The organism is Actinoplanes lutulentus, assembly GCF_003259845.1.
In the GTDB taxonomy this organism is placed as follows: domain Bacteria; phylum Actinomycetota; class Actinomycetes; order Mycobacteriales; family Micromonosporaceae; genus Actinoplanes; species Actinoplanes lutulentus.
Genome location: NZ_QLMJ01000015.1, coordinates 1 through 14,137 on the forward strand (window position 1 = coordinate 1; position 14,137 = coordinate 14,137).

The 14,137-nt window shown below is 69.1% G+C and carries 18 protein-coding genes; 12 read left to right on the forward strand and 6 right to left on the reverse strand.

Features of this window, described 5'->3' with window-relative positions:
* The first annotated feature begins 517 nt into the window (after positions 1 to 517).
* From B0I29_RS28145 to B0I29_RS28165, 5 genes are read left to right on the forward strand one after another with little or no spacing between them, the layout of a single operon-like run.
* Positions 518 to 1,489, forward strand: a complete 972-nt coding sequence (locus B0I29_RS28145; RefSeq protein ID WP_111652128.1) for a metal ABC transporter substrate-binding protein — start codon at positions 518 to 520, stop codon at positions 1,487 to 1,489.
* 2 nt (positions 1,490 to 1,491) lie between these two features.
* Complete coding sequence (locus B0I29_RS28150; protein WP_111652129.1) at positions 1,492 to 2,220, forward strand: metal ABC transporter ATP-binding protein; 729 nt, start codon at positions 1,492 to 1,494, stop codon at positions 2,218 to 2,220.
* Positions 2,217 to 3,044, forward strand: coding sequence for a metal ABC transporter permease (locus tag B0I29_RS28155; RefSeq protein WP_111652130.1), 828 nt, complete (start codon positions 2,217 to 2,219; stop codon positions 3,042 to 3,044). Before B0I29_RS28150 ends, B0I29_RS28155 begins: the two co-directional genes overlap by 4 nt.
* Positions 3,041 to 3,820 carry a metal ABC transporter permease gene (locus B0I29_RS28160; RefSeq protein WP_111652131.1) on the forward strand — a complete coding sequence of 260 codons (780 nt, stop codon included), beginning with the start codon at positions 3,041 to 3,043 and terminating at the stop codon, positions 3,818 to 3,820. The genes B0I29_RS28155 and B0I29_RS28160 overlap by 4 nt, the downstream gene beginning before the upstream one ends.
* A complete protein-coding gene (locus B0I29_RS28165) occupies positions 3,817 to 4,104 on the forward strand; it encodes an ArsR/SmtB family transcription factor (protein ID WP_111652132.1) in 288 nt (95 codons plus the stop codon). Before B0I29_RS28160 ends, B0I29_RS28165 begins: the two co-directional genes overlap by 4 nt.
* Here B0I29_RS28165 and B0I29_RS45310 read toward each other — a convergent pair.
* Positions 4,079 to 4,300, reverse strand: a complete 222-nt coding sequence (locus tag B0I29_RS45310) for a hypothetical protein (protein WP_146616902.1) — start codon at positions 4,298 to 4,300, stop codon at positions 4,079 to 4,081. The genes B0I29_RS28165 and B0I29_RS45310 overlap by 26 nt on opposite strands.
* Positions 4,301 to 4,612: 312 nt before the next feature.
* On the opposite strand from B0I29_RS45310, the gene B0I29_RS28175 reads away from it, so the two are divergent.
* Genes B0I29_RS28175 through B0I29_RS28190 form a run of 4 tightly spaced genes read left to right on the forward strand, consistent with a single transcriptional unit; the run spans position 4,613 to position 7,022 of the window.
* Positions 4,613 to 5,329, forward strand: a complete 717-nt coding sequence (locus B0I29_RS28175; RefSeq protein WP_260330124.1) for a methyltransferase domain-containing protein — start codon at positions 4,613 to 4,615, stop codon at positions 5,327 to 5,329.
* Positions 5,326 to 5,679, forward strand: coding sequence for a hypothetical protein (locus tag B0I29_RS28180; protein ID WP_111652135.1), 354 nt, complete (start codon positions 5,326 to 5,328; stop codon positions 5,677 to 5,679). The genes B0I29_RS28175 and B0I29_RS28180 overlap by 4 nt, the downstream gene beginning before the upstream one ends.
* Positions 5,679 to 6,467 (forward strand): nitroreductase family protein, encoded by a 789-nt coding sequence (locus B0I29_RS28185; protein ID WP_111652136.1) that lies wholly within the window; start codon positions 5,679 to 5,681, stop codon positions 6,465 to 6,467. Before B0I29_RS28180 ends, B0I29_RS28185 begins: the two co-directional genes overlap by 1 nt.
* A gap of 21 nt (positions 6,468 to 6,488) precedes the next feature.
* Positions 6,489 to 7,022: a hypothetical protein gene (locus B0I29_RS28190; RefSeq protein ID WP_146616903.1), complete on the forward strand. Its 534-nt coding sequence runs from the start codon at positions 6,489 to 6,491 to the stop codon at positions 7,020 to 7,022.
* Here B0I29_RS28190 and B0I29_RS28195 read toward each other — a convergent pair.
* The 3 genes from B0I29_RS28195 to B0I29_RS28205 form a co-directional block, all read right to left on the reverse strand.
* Positions 6,997 to 8,136 carry an RNA polymerase sigma factor gene (locus tag B0I29_RS28195; protein WP_111652138.1) on the reverse strand — a complete coding sequence of 380 codons (1,140 nt, stop codon included), beginning with the start codon at positions 8,134 to 8,136 and terminating at the stop codon, positions 6,997 to 6,999. The genes B0I29_RS28190 and B0I29_RS28195 overlap by 26 nt on opposite strands.
* Positions 8,133 to 8,540: a YciI family protein gene (locus B0I29_RS28200; protein WP_111652139.1), complete on the reverse strand. Its 408-nt coding sequence runs from the start codon at positions 8,538 to 8,540 to the stop codon at positions 8,133 to 8,135. Before B0I29_RS28200 ends, B0I29_RS28195 begins: the two co-directional genes overlap by 4 nt.
* Positions 8,541 to 8,830: 290 nt before the next feature.
* Positions 8,831 to 9,106: a hypothetical protein gene (locus B0I29_RS28205; RefSeq protein ID WP_146616904.1), complete on the reverse strand. Its 276-nt coding sequence runs from the start codon at positions 9,104 to 9,106 to the stop codon at positions 8,831 to 8,833.
* Positions 9,107 to 10,112: 1,006 nt separating this feature from the next.
* Here B0I29_RS28205 and B0I29_RS28210 point away from each other — a divergent pair.
* Complete coding sequence (locus B0I29_RS28210) at positions 10,113 to 10,598, forward strand: hypothetical protein (protein ID WP_245972788.1); 486 nt, start codon at positions 10,113 to 10,115, stop codon at positions 10,596 to 10,598.
* Positions 10,599 to 10,625: 27 nt separating this feature from the next.
* Here the strand turns inward: B0I29_RS28210 and B0I29_RS28215 are convergent, their stop codons facing one another.
* Positions 10,626 to 11,159, reverse strand: coding sequence for a GNAT family N-acetyltransferase (locus tag B0I29_RS28215; protein ID WP_111652141.1), 534 nt, complete (start codon positions 11,157 to 11,159; stop codon positions 10,626 to 10,628).
* Positions 11,160 to 11,342: 183 nt separating this feature from the next.
* Here B0I29_RS28215 and B0I29_RS28220 point away from each other — a divergent pair, with 183 nt between their 5' ends.
* Complete coding sequence (locus tag B0I29_RS28220) at positions 11,343 to 12,170, forward strand: DUF1963 domain-containing protein (protein WP_146616905.1); 828 nt, start codon at positions 11,343 to 11,345, stop codon at positions 12,168 to 12,170.
* A 43-nt stretch (positions 12,171 to 12,213) separates the two neighbouring features.
* On the opposite strand, the gene B0I29_RS28225 is transcribed toward B0I29_RS28220, so the two are convergent.
* On the reverse strand, positions 12,214 to 13,608 hold the full coding sequence (locus B0I29_RS28225; RefSeq protein WP_111652143.1) for a LysM peptidoglycan-binding domain-containing protein: 1,395 nt from the start codon (positions 13,606 to 13,608) through the stop codon (positions 12,214 to 12,216).
* 223 nt (positions 13,609 to 13,831) lie between these two features.
* Between B0I29_RS28225 and B0I29_RS28230 the strand changes: the two genes are divergently transcribed.
* Positions 13,832 to 14,128: a WXG100 family type VII secretion target gene (locus tag B0I29_RS28230; protein WP_146616906.1), complete on the forward strand. Its 297-nt coding sequence runs from the start codon at positions 13,832 to 13,834 to the stop codon at positions 14,126 to 14,128.
* Positions 14,129 to 14,137: the final 9 nt, after the last annotated feature.

Here is a 14,137-nt window from a genome sequence, read left to right on the forward strand (position 1 = left end):
AAGCCGACAGATCGGCTCGAAGACCCGAAGTCAGTAGCTCAGTGGGTCAGACCCCGGGCGGGAGGTGCTCACCACCAATCCTCTCTGTAGCTCAGCAATGTCATCGGGCCGGATGACCTATCTCAGCTACGGCTCGTGGCCCGTGTGCCACGCGGCTCGCGCCGGGTGCCACGCCGATCGCGCCCGAAGCCGACACGAGAGGCGCCGACGCGGGAGGCGGGGTGTGCTCGTCAGCTCGCGCTCTTGTCGAGTTACCCGAGACCAGCCCGGACTTTCCAAGATCTCGCAAAAGCCCGCCTGCCCGCCCGCCTGCCGCCCTGCCGCCCGCTCGCTCGCCGCCAGGCCGCACGTCCGCAGTCAGCCCGTCGGCCCGTCGGCAGCCCGCCGGCAGTCAGTTGGCCCGCCACCCACCCCGCCGACCGACCGGCCGCCCCCTCAACACATCGTCAGTTTGCGATTAGACGATAAATTTTGGCAATGATTATCGTTTCGCTCCTCAGTGACAGGAGCGAAACTCATGAAGCGCACCCCCTGGCTCGCCGGCCTCGCCGCAGCCGTAGCCGCCACCGCCATAACCGGCTGCTCCGCCAACCCCGGCAATGACGCCGCCGCCACCCCGGCCGCCCCGAAGCTCGCCGTGGTCGCCACCACCCCCGAAGTAGCCGACTTCCTGCGCAACATCGGCGGCGACGCCGTCGACGTCACCCAGATCATCAAGCCCAACGTGGACCCGCACGACTACGAGCCGACCCCAGCCGACCTCCAGGCGATCTCCAAGGCGAAACTCGTCGTCAAGAACGGCGTCGGCCTCGAAGAGTGGCTCGACCGCACCATCGAGTCCGCCGGGTTCAGCGGCACGGTCGTCGACTCCAGTCAGGGCGTCACCCTCCGCGAAGGCGGCCACGAACACGAGGAAGGCGAAGAGGAGCACGCCGAAGAAGCGGGAGAAGAGGAGCACGACCCGCACATCTGGCACGACCCCCGCAACGCCAAAATCATGGTGCAGAACATCGAAAAGGCCCTGACCACGGCCGACCCCGCGCAAGCGAGCACGTTCGCCGGCAACGTGAGTGCCTACACCGCGGAACTCGACAAGCTCGACGCCGACAACGAAGCCGCCTTCAAGGCCGTCACCAACCGCAAGCTCGTCACCAACCACGACGCCTTCGGTTACTACATCGCCCGCTACGACCTGGAATTCGTCGGCTCGGTGATCCCCAGCATGGACACCTCCGCCGAACTCTCCGCGAAGCAGCTGAACGACCTGATCGCGAAGATCAAGCAGACCGGCACCAAGGCCATCTTCGCGGAGAGCTCGCTGCCGCCGAAGACCGCCGAGGCGATCGCCCAGCAGGCCGGCGTGAAGGTGGTCGCGGGGGAGGACGCCCTGTTCGGCGACAGCCTCGGCGAGCCCGGATCGCCCGAGGGCACCTACCTCGGCGCCGAGCGCCACAACACCCAGGTCATCGTCGAGGCGCTGGCCGGCTGACGATGGAACTGCGGTACACCGGGGTCAGCCTCGGCTATCAGGGCAAAAAAGCACTCATAGACGTAGAAATCCGTTTAAAAGCGGGACAGCGCCTCGCCCTCGTCGGCCCCAACGGCGCCGGCAAATCCACCCTGATCAAGTCGATGCTCGGCCAATCCGAGATCCTCGGCGGCACCGCGATCATCCCCCCGCGTGACGTCATCGGATACGTACCGCAGTCCGGCGACCTCGACCCCGACTTCCCGGTCAGCGTCCAGCAGGTCGTCATGATGGGCCGCTACCGAAGCCTCGGCTGGTGGCGGCCCGTCCGGAAAGCCGACAGACAAGCAGTGGCAGAGGCACTCGACCAGGTAGGCCTCACCGACAAGGCCCGCAACCGCTTCGGCACCCTCTCCGGCGGCCAGCGCCAGCGCGTCCTGCTGGCCCGTGCGATCGTTGCGCAACCCCAGCTGCTCCTGCTCGACGAACCCTTCAACGGCGTCGACGCGGTCAGCCAGGACGCCATCGTCACCGTCCTGCGCGACCTCTCCGCCGCCGGCACCGCACTCGTGCTCAGCACGCACGATCTCGCGGTGGCCCGCGATCTCGCGGACCTCATCTGCCTGCTCAACGGCCGGCAATTCGCGGTGGGCACGCCAGGCGAGACCCTCACCGCCAGTTCACTGAGACCTGTGTACGCCCACAGAGCCCTCGATCTGGCGGACGGCCGGCTGGTTCTGGTGGACCCGTGATCGAGCCGTTCTCCGTACCCTTCATGGGTCGTGCCCTGGCCGAGATCGCCCTGCTGGCGGTGATCTGCGGCCCGGTGAGCGTCTTCGTGTTCGTGCGCCGCCTGTCGTTCGTCTCGGACGCGCTGACGCACACGGTCTTCCCGGGTGTCGTCATCGGGTTCGCGGCGGCCGGGGTGGAGGGGGTGTTCGCCGGCGCGCTGGTCGCGGGCGTGGTCACCGCGGTGGTGCTCACCCTGCTGACCCGCGGCGCCCGGCTCACCGACGACGCTGCCACGGCGGTCCTGCTCACCGCGATGTTCTCGATCGGTGTCGTGCTGGTGTCACGCCGTTCGTCGTACACATCGGATTTGACGTCTTTTCTTTTCGGTCGCCTGCTGACGGTGACGTCGCGGCAGCTCGCGGAGACGGCCGTGCTCGCGGTGGTGATTCTGGTGGCACTGGCGGTGAGTCACCGGGCGCTGCTGTTCCGCGCGTTCGATCCCGAAGGCGCCGCCGCGGCGGGGTTCCGGGTGGGCCGGCTCGATCTGTGGCTGAACGTGCTGCTCGCCCTCGTCGTGGTTGCCGGTGTCCGCGCGGTCGGGACGATCCTGGTGGTGGCGCTGCTGATCGTGCCGGCGGCGGCCGCGCGAATGGTCTCCGATCGGCTCGCGGTGATGGCGGCGGTCGGCGCCACCCTGGTGTTCCTGTCAGGGTATTGCGGACTGCTACTGAGCTGGACGGCCTCGCTGCGCTACGAGATCGCCCTGACCTCAGCGTCGGCGGTAGTGCTACTCCTCGTCATCTTCTATGTCATATTGATGCCCTTCCGCCGAGTTGCAGCATGATATTCCGGGCAACCATCGAGATCGTCCTCGTCGCCACCCTCGCCGGGATGATCGGCGTGCACATCGTCATGCGCCGCCTCTCGTTCTTCACCATGGCGCTGACCCATGCCACGTTCCCCGGCGTCGTCGCCGCCTCGATCATCGGCGTGAACCTGCTGCTCGGCGGCATCGCCACCGGCGCGGTGATCGCCCTCGGCGTGGCCGCGCTGTCCCGTCGCCGCGGCCAGAACGCGGCGGCCGCCACCGGTGTGCTGCTGTCCGGCGGGTTCGCGCTGGGCGCCGCCCTGATCGCCACCCAGAGTGGATTCAGCCGGGACCTGTCGTCGTTCCTGGTCGGCTCGATCCTCACGGTCAGCGACCAGGACCTGCTGATCACCGCCGGGGTGCTGGTGATCGTCGGCGCGGTCCTGTTGCTCTGCGCCCGGCCGCTGCTGTTCACCGGCTTCGACCCGGCGGGCGCCCGGGCCGCCGGCCTCGCGGTCGGTGCCTGGGACGTCGTGCTGCTGCTGACGATCCAGGTCGTCGTGGTGACCGTGGTTCCCGCGGTAGGCACGATCCTGGCACTGTCGCTGATCGTGGCCCCGGCCGCGGCGGCGAGACTGTGGACCGACCGGCTTCCGCTGCTCACCACCCTGGCGATGCTGCTGGCCGTGGCGAGCGGCCTGGCCGGCCTGGCGGTTTCCGCCCAGTGGAACGTAGCCGCCGGCGCGAGCATCTCCCTGTCGGCGACGCTCGCTCTGCTCGTGTCCTGGGCGCTGCGCAAGGCCGTGTCATGATCGACCCAGCGGACCTGCACCGGGCCGTCGAGGTCCTGCGCGGCATGGCCTACGAACACCGGCTGCACATCCTGGTGGTCCTGCGCGACGGCGAGGCGACACCGGCCACGATCGGCGAAGTGGTCCCGGCCCACCCGACAGCCCTGGCCCACCACCTGCGCCACCTCACCGCCGCCGGCCTGATCAGCCGCCGGCGCGCTGGCCGGCGCGTCCTCTACGCGCTGGCCGAGGGCGCGGTCGGCACCCTCATCCGCGACGTCATGGCGTACGCGATCCGCTCTTGACCTTGTCGTGTTCGCCCAACGGCTTCCGGTCCTGAAGGGTCTCGTATCCGAGTTCGGTGCGGAACACCCGCTCCAGGTTCTGGCGCGCGTCCCGTGCCGTCTCCACCATCTCCTCGGCACCTCTCGCATCCCGGCGCCTGCCACACTCCAGCATGTCGTCGAGCACGTCCCGCAGGCCTCGAACCTCCCGCCACATCGTGCGCGAGGAATCCAGGTTCAGCCGGTGAGCGACCAGCAGTTGTGCGTATGTCTCGCGCAGCGCCTTCCGCTGCTCGTCATCGGCATCACCGTTTCCCCAAAGCTGAGCTCAGCGGCGATCACGTGACCCTCCTCCTCACGGCACGGATGCAACCCCCGCGTGGCTGCCGATCGCCGGCTCGGCAACTGGCGACATTCCAGCCATGCAGAAATCCTGCTCCGCCCTGGTCGAACGGGTGGGGGAGAGTCCGGCATGCGACAGGTGGCCGGCTCGGTTAACCCATTGATCATTGTGGGTATGCGGAACCCCATGACCCGCGCAGGGCTGACCCGGCGAGACACCGTATCGAACGAGTTCATGGACGACCCCGGTTGCGACCCCGAGCGGCTGGAGCGCACCTACCAGCAGTTCAGTACGGTCAACCGGCTCGTCTCGGGCTGGCGGCGCATCTATCGGCAATGGATCCGGCCGCGCCTGGACACCGACCGGCCCACCACGCTGCTGGACATCGGCTTCGGTGGCGGGGACATCTCCCGGGCCCTCGCCGGATGGGCCGGCCGGGACGGGCTCGTGCTCCGGATAACCGCCATCGATCCGGACGAGCGCGCTCTCCGCCATGTGCGCCGGCATCCGGCGGCCGGCGTCCGCTTCGAGCAGGCGTCGAGTGCGGACCTGGTGTCCCGTGGTGACCGGTACGACCTGGTGATCTCGAACCACCTCCTGCACCACCTGGACGCGGCGGCGCTGGCCGCTCTGCTGGCGGACAGCCGGGCGCTGTCGCGTCAGCTGGTCGTCCACAACGATCTGTCCCGGGCGCGTGCGGGTTATGGCCTTTACGCTGTGGCCACACTCCCGTTCGCCCGCCGGTCCTTCATCCACCAGGACGGGCTGCTCTCCATCCGCCGCAGTTACCGGCCCGCGGAGCTGCGAGCGGTCGTTCCGCAGGGATGGCAGGTGAGGCCGATGTTCGCGCAACGTGTCCTGCTCACTCACGAAGGAACCTCCCACGAAGGAGAACATCGATGAGCGACCGCCGGCGGCGCACCCGATGGACCTCGCCCCTGGTCACCGCCGCAGCCGTGAGCTACGTGAGCAACGCCGCCTTCGGCACGGCCGTCGCCGTGGGCGCGGTCGACAACGGGCGCATCCGCTGGGTCCACCACGCACTGTTCATCGTGACCGCCTCGCTGACCACTGCCGCGGTCGCCGCCGGCGCGATCGAACGCCGAGCCGCCGGTCTCGCGCTGCTGCCGGCGGCCGGTCCGCTCATCGCGCTGCCGTACGCCGGTGGACGCCTTCGCCGGCACGCCGCCGTCGCCGGTTCGGCGGCGCCGGTGTTCGCCACCGCCCTTGTTCTGGCCTGGAGGGGTCTCTGATGGAATTTCTTGATGCGGTGCGCCGTCGCCGGACCACCAACGGCGCGTTCCTGCCCGACGCGGTCTCCGAGGAGCACCAGCGGCTTCTGATGGAGGTCGCGGGACGCGCACCCTCGCAGCTGAACAGCCAGCCGTGGCGGTTCGTGATCGTGGAGGAACGCCCGGCGATCGAGGCCATCGCGCGGATCAGCGGGGAAAGCATGACCGAGGCGATGGCCCACGGCACGTTCTTCGAGCGGTACAAGCCGTACTTCCGATTCAGCAAGGAGGAGATGGAACGCCGCCGCGACGGGATGCTGTTCGACCGTCTGCCCGCACCCCTGCGCCCGTTCACCAGTCAGGTGTTCACCGCCCGCGGGCAGAAACTCATGAACGCCATGCGGGTGCCGCAGAGCCTTGGCGAGGAGAACCGCAAACTCGTTGCCGGCTCCCCACTGCTGCTCGGCGTGATGCTCGACCGATCCGAGTACCGGCCGGGGGAGTTGTCCTCCTTCTACTCCGTGTTCAGCATGGGCGCGGCGATGGAGAACGTCTGGCTCACCACCGTCGAGCTCGGCATGGGCATCCAGTTCATCTCCTTCCCGATGGAGGTACCCGGGCGCTGGGACGAGATCGTCCGCCTGCTCGGGGTACCGGACGATCTCGAACTGATGGCCGTGTACCGCCTGGGCTACCTGCCCGCGGAGCAGCGGCGGCCACCCATTGACTGGACCAGCGAGCAGCGCAAGCGGCCCTCGCAGTACGTCTTCCGCGGCACGTGCGCCACCCCGCAGGAAGGCTGGGACTGAGCCGGCGCAATGATGTACCGCGTGCTCGACCTTCTCGCCGAACTCCACGTCCGCCCTGTCAAGCTCGTCTTCGGAGGACGTGAAGGCTTCACGCTGTGGGGCGGCAACGTCGACGGCGACCGGGACTTCTTCCTCACGGGCCGGACAGGCAAGGTCCTGCTCGCCGATTCACCCGCTGACCTGCAGCGTCGCCTGCGTAATGAGGGCGGCGGGCGGCTCACCCTGCTTCCGGGGTTCGAAGCCGTCCTGACCAGCGACGAAACCCTCACCGACGCCGCGATCGACAGGATCGACTTCGTTCGGGCCAGTGCCGCGATCCAGCAGGGACCACAGAGCGCCGCGAACAACGCCGGCACCATCCTCACCTGCCTCAACTCCGCGGCCGATCTGGCACGGCAGCTGCGCGCCGCCACGGTCCTGAACGGTCTGCGCGACACCGGTGCGCCGCTGCGGGACCTCTACCACTTCCTGTGGGACGAGGCCGACGCGATCGCCCCGGTCACGGAGTTCGGCGAGCTCACCGCCTGGTTCACCGCGAACCTCGAGCCGCGTTGAGCCGCGCCGCCTGGCGGGTCAGGTGGTCCCGCTCGGCGAGGTTGGGTGCTTTCACCGCGGCCTCGGCGTAGAGCCGCGCGGCCGCGACCAGATCCCCGTCGCGCTCGCGCAGGTAAGCGGCCACCGCCGTATATCGCGGAACCGACTCATCCACTCCGGCCAATGCCGCCAATCCGGCCCGAGCGCCGTCCGCCTCGCCGACGGCGACCGCCCGATTGAGCCGTACCACCGGACTGTCGGTCAGCCGGAGCAATTCGTCATACCACTCGACGATCTGCACCCAATCGGTCTCGGACGCTTGACGCGCATCCGCGTGCAACGCCGCGATCGCCGTCTGCGCCTGGAATTCCCCGAGCCGGTCCTGCCCCAGCGCCGCCTGCAGAATCGTGACACCCTCAGCGATCACCGTGGTGTCCCACCGCCCGCGATCCTGCGCGGCGAGGGGCACCAGACTCCCGTCCGCCGCGACCCGCGCCGCACGGCGGGCGTGATGCAGCAGCATCAGCGCCAGCAACCCCCGCACCTCCGGGTGATCGATAACGGACGACAGCACCCGGGTCAGCCGGATCGCCTCGGCCGCCAGGTCCACATCGCCCGAATACCCTTCGTTGAACACCAGGTACAGCACCCGGAGCACGGTCCCGACATCACCCGGCTGGTCAAGGCGTACCCCGGACACGATCCGCTTGGCCCGGCTGATCCGCTGCGCCATTGTCGCCTCGGGAACGAGATAGGCCTCAGCGATCTGCCGGGTGGTCAGCCCACCCACGGCCCGCAGCGTCAGCGCGACCGCCGACGCTGCGGTCAGCGACGGATGGGCACACAGGAAGTACAGCTGCAACGTGTCGTCAGCCTCGGGTGCGCGCCCGGCCGGAGGCTCCTCGCTGACACGTTCCTCGCGCTGCCGCCGTGCCGCCTCCGACCGGGTCGCGTCCAGAAATCGCCGCCACGCCACCGTGACGAGCCACCCTTTCGGATCGCGCGGCGGCTCGTCCGGCCAGGCCCGTACCGCTTCGACGAGCGCGTCCTGGACGGCATCCTCGGCCGCCGCGAAGTCAGCTCCGCGGCGGACGAGAATCCCGATCACGCTGGGCGTGAGTTCCCGCAGGTTCACTCAGTGACAGTCGGCGGCATGTGCAGGAACGGTCGCACCTCAAGCCACTCGTGGATCGGCTTCCCACCGGCCCCGGGCGCCGCGGACAGCTCCCCGGCGAGCTCCAGAGCCCGCTCGTAACTGTCCACATCGATGATCATCCACCCGGCGATCAGGTCCTTCGTCTCCGCGAACGGCCCGTCCGTCACCGGCGGCCGCCCCTCACCGTCGTACCGCACGAACGTCCCCTCAGGCGCCAGCGCCTGCCCGTCGACGAACTCCCCGCTCTTCTCCAGCCGCGCGGCAAAATCGTTCATGTACTGAATGTGCGCCGAGATCTCCTCAGGCGCCCATTTCTCCATCGGCACGTCATTGACCGCCGCCGGCGCGCCACGGTAGTGCTTGAGCAGCAAATACTTACCCATGATGGTCTCCCTGAACTCCGGTGCGACCCATTCTGGTCACGCTCCACCCCAGGGACGGAGCCCGCCACTCATTCTCGACACTTTCCCTCACCCTATTTTTCGGTACGCGTTCCGGCCTCCCACAAACGCAGCCGGCACCTCCCGTGGCCACACCGCGACCTCCCCGCCCCGCCCAGGCCGCTGCGCGCCCATCGCGACCGGTGCGCCCTCACCCTCAGCGAACCCCATCCCTTACCTAGCCTCCTAGGATGCCGAAGGGCGGGGTGACCCGGTCACCAGCACCCGCCACTTCAGTCGGCGGTGAACACCGCGATCGTCTGCCCCAGCGGGGTAAGCATGAAGACCGCAAGGGCACACGTGAGCACAGCAGCGACAACGCACCACCGATACAGCCCCGCCGGCAGGCTGCGATGCCGAGCCAGCAGCGCGACCGCAGTAACCGCGACGGCGAGGGCGAACACCGGCCCCAGCAGCGCGACATAGAACCCCGGCACACCCAGCAACCACGCGGGCACGATCCACAACCAGGTAGGCGGGTACTCCCGCGGCGCCCACAGGTAAGGCACGACAGCCCCAGCCAGATAGGCCGCAACGACAAAGAGCTGCACTCCCACCAGCACCCGAGCAACCCCAACCGGGCGCCGCGGCACCACAGAATCGCTGCCCACACCAACAGACGCCACAGCACCCACCCCCAACGCCGCCGAACCCACCACCCACACAGTGCCGCGACTGTAGACCGCCCCCACCAACGCCCCACTCCGCCCGCCCGCCGTGGAAAGTTCGCCCCGAGCGACGCCACCCCAGCGCCGCACAAGGTGCCCAGCCCAGCCCACGTGTCTTCCAAGGAGAACGCATCCCGTTCAAGGAGAACGCATTCCGCGGCCGCAGATCTTGGAGCCCCCGCGGCGAGCCGTAGCTCCGACACCTCATCGGCCCGCGATAACGTGCCCGCACTACGGCTGAGCCCGGCGAGCCGTAGCTCAGATAGGTCATGGGGCCCGGATGAGGTGTCTGAGCTACGGCTCGCGGGGCCGCACGCCTTCACCAGCAGTGGACGGCACACGATCCGCACCACGCACACCACCGAGCAGTGGCGCCAGCCGATCCGGCCACGGCCGGCCAGCGCTCACGGTCGTGCGGGGCGGGTTACGCGACCGTAAGCGCGAGCCGGACACGGTCGGCTAGCGCTTACGGTCGTGCGGGGGCCGGTTACGCGACCGTAAGCGCGAGCCGGGCGGGGTCGGCTCGCGCTTGCGGTCGTGGACAGCGCTCAGGCACGACCGCGAGCGCCAGCTGGTCGGCCGGGGCGGGCAGCCGGAGGGTGGCTGTCGCTCACGGCTGCCGGCTGTCGCGTGTGGCGGCCGTGGTGTGCAGCCGGTTTGGGTTGGCTGTCACTTACGGCCGCCACCAACGACAGCCGGCAGCCGTGAGTGACAGCTGGCCTTGAGGCTCGCGGCGGCTGCTGGCCTTGAGGCTCGCGGCGGCGGCTGCTGGCTGTGAAGTTCGCGGCGGCGGCTGGTCTTGGAAACGCGGGTGACTGTGGATGGGCGGGGTGGCGAAGATAGGGGTGTGGACGAGGTTGAGGTTGTTGTCGCCCATCGGGAGCGTGCCACCCTGCGCGTCGGTGACGTGTTTCTGAAGATCGATGCTGATCAGGACCGGGCCGACGTCGAAGTCGCCGCGATGGCTCTGACGCCGATCCGTACCCCGGAGATTCTGTGGCGCAGGCCGCCCGTGCTCGCGCTCTCCGTCATGCCCGGCACCGAGCGAGGCCGCCTCGGCGAGCCGTCGATCGCGTCGCCGGCCGCGTGGGCCGCCACCGGGGCCGCCGTGCGAACGCCGCACGAGGCGCCACTTCCGCCGTGGCCGGGCCGGAGTCTCGACGAGCTGGCGTCCAGCCTCGACAGTGAATGCGAGTGGCTGAGGAGCCCTGCTCGCCGGATACGGCACCCCGGTCGACCTCGACGTGATCCGCGCCTGGTGGTTGTTGCGGAGCCTTCTGGTGGTCCGCTGGCAGACCGAGCACGGCTTCGACCCGGCCAAGCCCGGCTGTGAAATTGACGTGCTGACGTCGTCACGGGGTTAGCGGAGACCCACGCAGTCGTGGTCCCAGAACGTGTCCGCGTAGACGAAGGTGCCGGTCATCCACGGTTCGTAGGCGGACAGTCTGATCACCTGGAAACCCGCATCCGGAATCCTCAGCGACGGCTTGCGGAACCCCTGCTCCACGGCCGGCTCGAACCCCAGCCGCGAGTAATAGCGAGGGTCGCCCTCCAGGAAGGCGAGCGGAACTCCGCGCTCGTCAAGCCGCCGCAGCCCTTCCCGGACCAGCGCCGACCCCACACCCCGCCGCTGCCAAGCCGGCGCGACGGCCAGTGGACTCAGCGTCCGCACCGCCACGATCCGCTCGGGAGCATCAACGCGAGCCCGGCTGAACAGAACATGCCCGACAACTTCCCCGGCCTCTTCGGCAACTATCGAGAGCGCACCCGGATCATCTCGCCGCAGCGCCTCCACCAGCCCGGCGACCACCTCACCGTGTCCCGCCCCGAACCCGTCCCGGTGCACCGAGCCCACCGCCCCGAAATCACCTGCCCGCTCATCCCGAAGCTCCATGCCCGCAAGCTACCGACCCCCGCCACCCACCCCAACCGATTAACATCGGTGAACGTCGCTGGCCGGCCTAGAGCCCGCGCGGACCCCGTCGCAGCAGGCGCGTTGGTTGAGCACATCGAGGAAGTCCCTGACTGAAGTGATCACGGGGGCGCGCTCCTCGCGGAGCGCCACTATGGTGCTCGCGTGAATTCCCGAAACGTGCAGATTCTCGATCAGATCCGTGCCGAGGCGCTGGAGCGGGGGATTCCGGCCTCCGATGTGGAGCGGTGGCTGGGTCTCGTCCGTCCGTGCGCGCTGCTGACCGAGGGCGGTGACGGGCCGGTCGTGGGTCGCTTCGGTGGTCCCGTGATGCTTCCGGCCGGTGTCGAGGATCCCGTCTATCCGTTACTGGCCACCATCGACTGCGCGGCGTTGCCGGCGGGCGTGACCGACCTTGCGCTGCCGCCCGACGGCCGGTTGCTGTTCTTCGGCTTTCCCGAGGAGAACGGCATGGGCGACGTCGTTCATGTGCCGGAGGGCGCGGCTGTCGAGGAGCGAGCGCGGTACCCCAGGACGTTCCCGCCCGACGAGGACAGTTACGGCCCGGTCTACCGGGAGCTGCCGGAGGGCGACCTCTACCTCACGGCTGACGTCTCGCTGCCCTTCATCGGGGAGATCGAGCTGCCCGGGCCGCCATGGGCCGAACCGCTGCCCGGGCATCCCCATTCCGAGGAAATGGCCGAGGTCTGGGCCGACCAGTGGGGCGGAGCGCCCCTGCTGATCGGTGGCTACGGGACGGACTACAACGGCGGCGATCCGGTGCGGATAGCCGCCCGGTGTGCGGTAAAGGAGGAGAAGGCGGGTCGCCGGCCCGGCCCGGTGTCGCCGCGGGCCGAGGACTGGGTTCTGCTGGCCGAGTGCAGCGTCGACCGGCCGGGCGCTGGCGCGACCATCTTCTGGGTGATCCAGCGCGACGACCTGAGCGCACGACGCTTCGACCGCGCGTATGTGCTGGTGGACTGGAACCCCTGAGGAGAACGGCGCGTGGCCGATACCGGCCACGCGCCGTGCCGTCTCAGACGCGGACGCTGGCCAGTTTCGGCAGCAGGCCGGTCTCGACGCTGCCGGACGCGTCGATGGAGAAGCGCCAGCGGGCCTCGTCGGCCTGGATCACCACGACCGACCACAGCTGGCGGGGCTCGTCGACGAGGCCGTTGACGTATTCGAGGTCGCGGCCGCGCGGGGCGGTGGCGAGCAGGATAACGCCGCCGGTCGAGGCCTCGGCGATCCGGGCCGCGTCGGCGACGGTCGTCGCGTCCATGCCGGTGAACCGCTCGGCCGGGTCGTGGTCGAAGCCGACCCGGACGACCTCGATGTTCGACGCCCACGGGCTGCGGGTGAGGCGGACCGACCAGGCGCGGGCCAGTTCGTACGCACGGTCCCGGTCACCCTCCAGGCTGATCACACCGCCGGACTGGGCCAGGTTGAGCAGCACCTGTCCGGAATCGGTCAGACCGAGCGGCACCAGGCGCGGGAACGGCTCCGGGATGGTGGCGTCGACGGTGGCCTGCTGGACGTAGGCGACAGTGGTCCACCAGGTGCGGCCCTCCTCGCCGACGGTCCAGCCGACCGGGGCGCGCTCGTCCGGCGTGGACAGCCGCACGGTGATCGTCTCCGGGCCGAGGACCAGGGCGATCGTCTCCGGTACGGCGAGGGACTGCTGCTTGCAGGCGGCCGCGAGCACCCGGGTGGCGCGGTCGACGGTCCAGGCGTCCGAGTCGCCCATCACGGCGTTCACCGCGACCGGCGCGGTTTTGCGGCGCCACAGGGGAGCGCGCTTCTTCGGTGTGTTCTTCGCCGCACTCTTCGCGGGTTCGGCCTTCGTGGTTCCCCGGTCCCGGCTGCGCAGGGCGAACCAGCCGCCACCGGCCAGGAGCAGCAGCACCACCACGCTGATCACCGGGATCAGCCACGAGTTCGAGGACTTGCCGGCCGGCTCAGCCGCCGGGGCGGCGGCCTCGGTCGAAGCGGCGGCAGCCGGCTCGGTGGCGGCGGGAGCCTCGGCCGACGAGCCGGCGGCCGGCGGGGTGAAGTCGGGCAGCACGCCGACCTGCACGCCGTCGCCCGCGGCGTCCTCGGGCAGGCGCAGCACCCAGTCCGGTTCGAGCACCTCGGGATCGGTCAGCTGCTGGCCACCGGGCTCCCAGCGACCCTTGTTGAGCTCGAAGATCTCCATCGCACGGTCGCCCGTACCGAGGAAGCGCTGGGCGATCTCGTAGAGATATTCCGGCGCCCCCTGGTAACTGTCGGTGACGATGTAATACGCCACCGTCTGCCCCTGGTCGGCCGGTGCCGGCAGGGGATCCGCGGTGGCGGGCCCGGTGAAAAGGACGGCCGCGACGGCGGCCGCGGTGACCCCGGCCATCAAAAACCGCAGCGCGGCACGGGCCGGTCGGCCGAGCCATGTCATCGTGTGCTCCTCGAAACCTCAGCGGGTCGGTTATCGATCCGGGCCACTGGCGAAGAACGACAGTGGCCCATGATCGCCGCATCTTAAGGCGTCGCCGGGGGAGAGGGGATCGGGAGTGTTTCATCCAACATAGACAAGATCGACCGATCGCCCTATTTTGATCGCGTTGCTGATCGTCGGGCTGGTGCGTGCCATCGCCCGGCACCACCCGAAGGGACGACCGATGGCGAACTTGAACATCACGTACACCGAGATGTCGGACAGCGCGACCCGCATGCGCAACAACAAGAACGACATCGACGCGCGGCTGACCGAGTGCAAGTCCATCGTCGACAACCTGACCGCGTCGGGCTTCGTGACCGACCAGGCATCGGGCAAGTTCGATGAGGTGCACACCGAGTTCGTGACGTCCGCGAACCAGGTCATGGAGACCCTGGAGCAGCTCTCGTCGTGGCTGGACAAGGCCGTCGACGCGATGCGCGACATGGACACCCAGCTCGCGAACTCGCTCAACAAGTAACTGACGGTA

What these genes read in the sequence shown, in the direction of transcription:
- B0I29_RS28175 (WP_260330124.1), top strand. Translation starts at nt 4,613, where the DNA reads ATGACCCGCGCAGGGCTGACCCGGCGAGACACCGTATCGAACGAGTTC.
- B0I29_RS28200 (WP_111652139.1), bottom strand. Translation starts at nt 8,540, where the DNA reads ATGGGTAAGTATTTGCTGCTCAAGCACTACCGTGGCGCGCCGGCGGCG.
- B0I29_RS28180 (WP_111652135.1), top strand. Translation starts at nt 5,326, where the DNA reads ATGAGCGACCGCCGGCGGCGCACCCGATGGACCTCGCCCCTGGTCACC.
- B0I29_RS28165 (WP_111652132.1), top strand. Translation starts at nt 3,817, where the DNA reads ATGATCGACCCAGCGGACCTGCACCGGGCCGTCGAGGTCCTGCGCGGC.
- B0I29_RS28215 (WP_111652141.1), bottom strand. Translation starts at nt 11,159, where the DNA reads ATGGAGCTTCGGGATGAGCGGGCAGGTGATTTCGGGGCGGTGGGCTCG.
- B0I29_RS28225 (WP_111652143.1), bottom strand. Translation starts at nt 13,608, where the DNA reads ATGACATGGCTCGGCCGACCGGCCCGTGCCGCGCTGCGGTTTTTGATG.
- B0I29_RS28150 (WP_111652129.1), top strand. Translation starts at nt 1,492, where the DNA reads ATGGAACTGCGGTACACCGGGGTCAGCCTCGGCTATCAGGGCAAAAAA.
- B0I29_RS28145 (WP_111652128.1), top strand. Translation starts at nt 518, where the DNA reads ATGAAGCGCACCCCCTGGCTCGCCGGCCTCGCCGCAGCCGTAGCCGCC.
- B0I29_RS28160 (WP_111652131.1), top strand. Translation starts at nt 3,041, where the DNA reads ATGATATTCCGGGCAACCATCGAGATCGTCCTCGTCGCCACCCTCGCC.
- B0I29_RS28230 (WP_146616906.1), top strand. Translation starts at nt 13,832, where the DNA reads ATGGCGAACTTGAACATCACGTACACCGAGATGTCGGACAGCGCGACC.
- B0I29_RS45310 (WP_146616902.1), bottom strand. Translation starts at nt 4,300, where the DNA reads ATGTGGCGGGAGGTTCGAGGCCTGCGGGACGTGCTCGACGACATGCTG.
- B0I29_RS28185 (WP_111652136.1), top strand. Translation starts at nt 5,679, where the DNA reads ATGGAATTTCTTGATGCGGTGCGCCGTCGCCGGACCACCAACGGCGCG.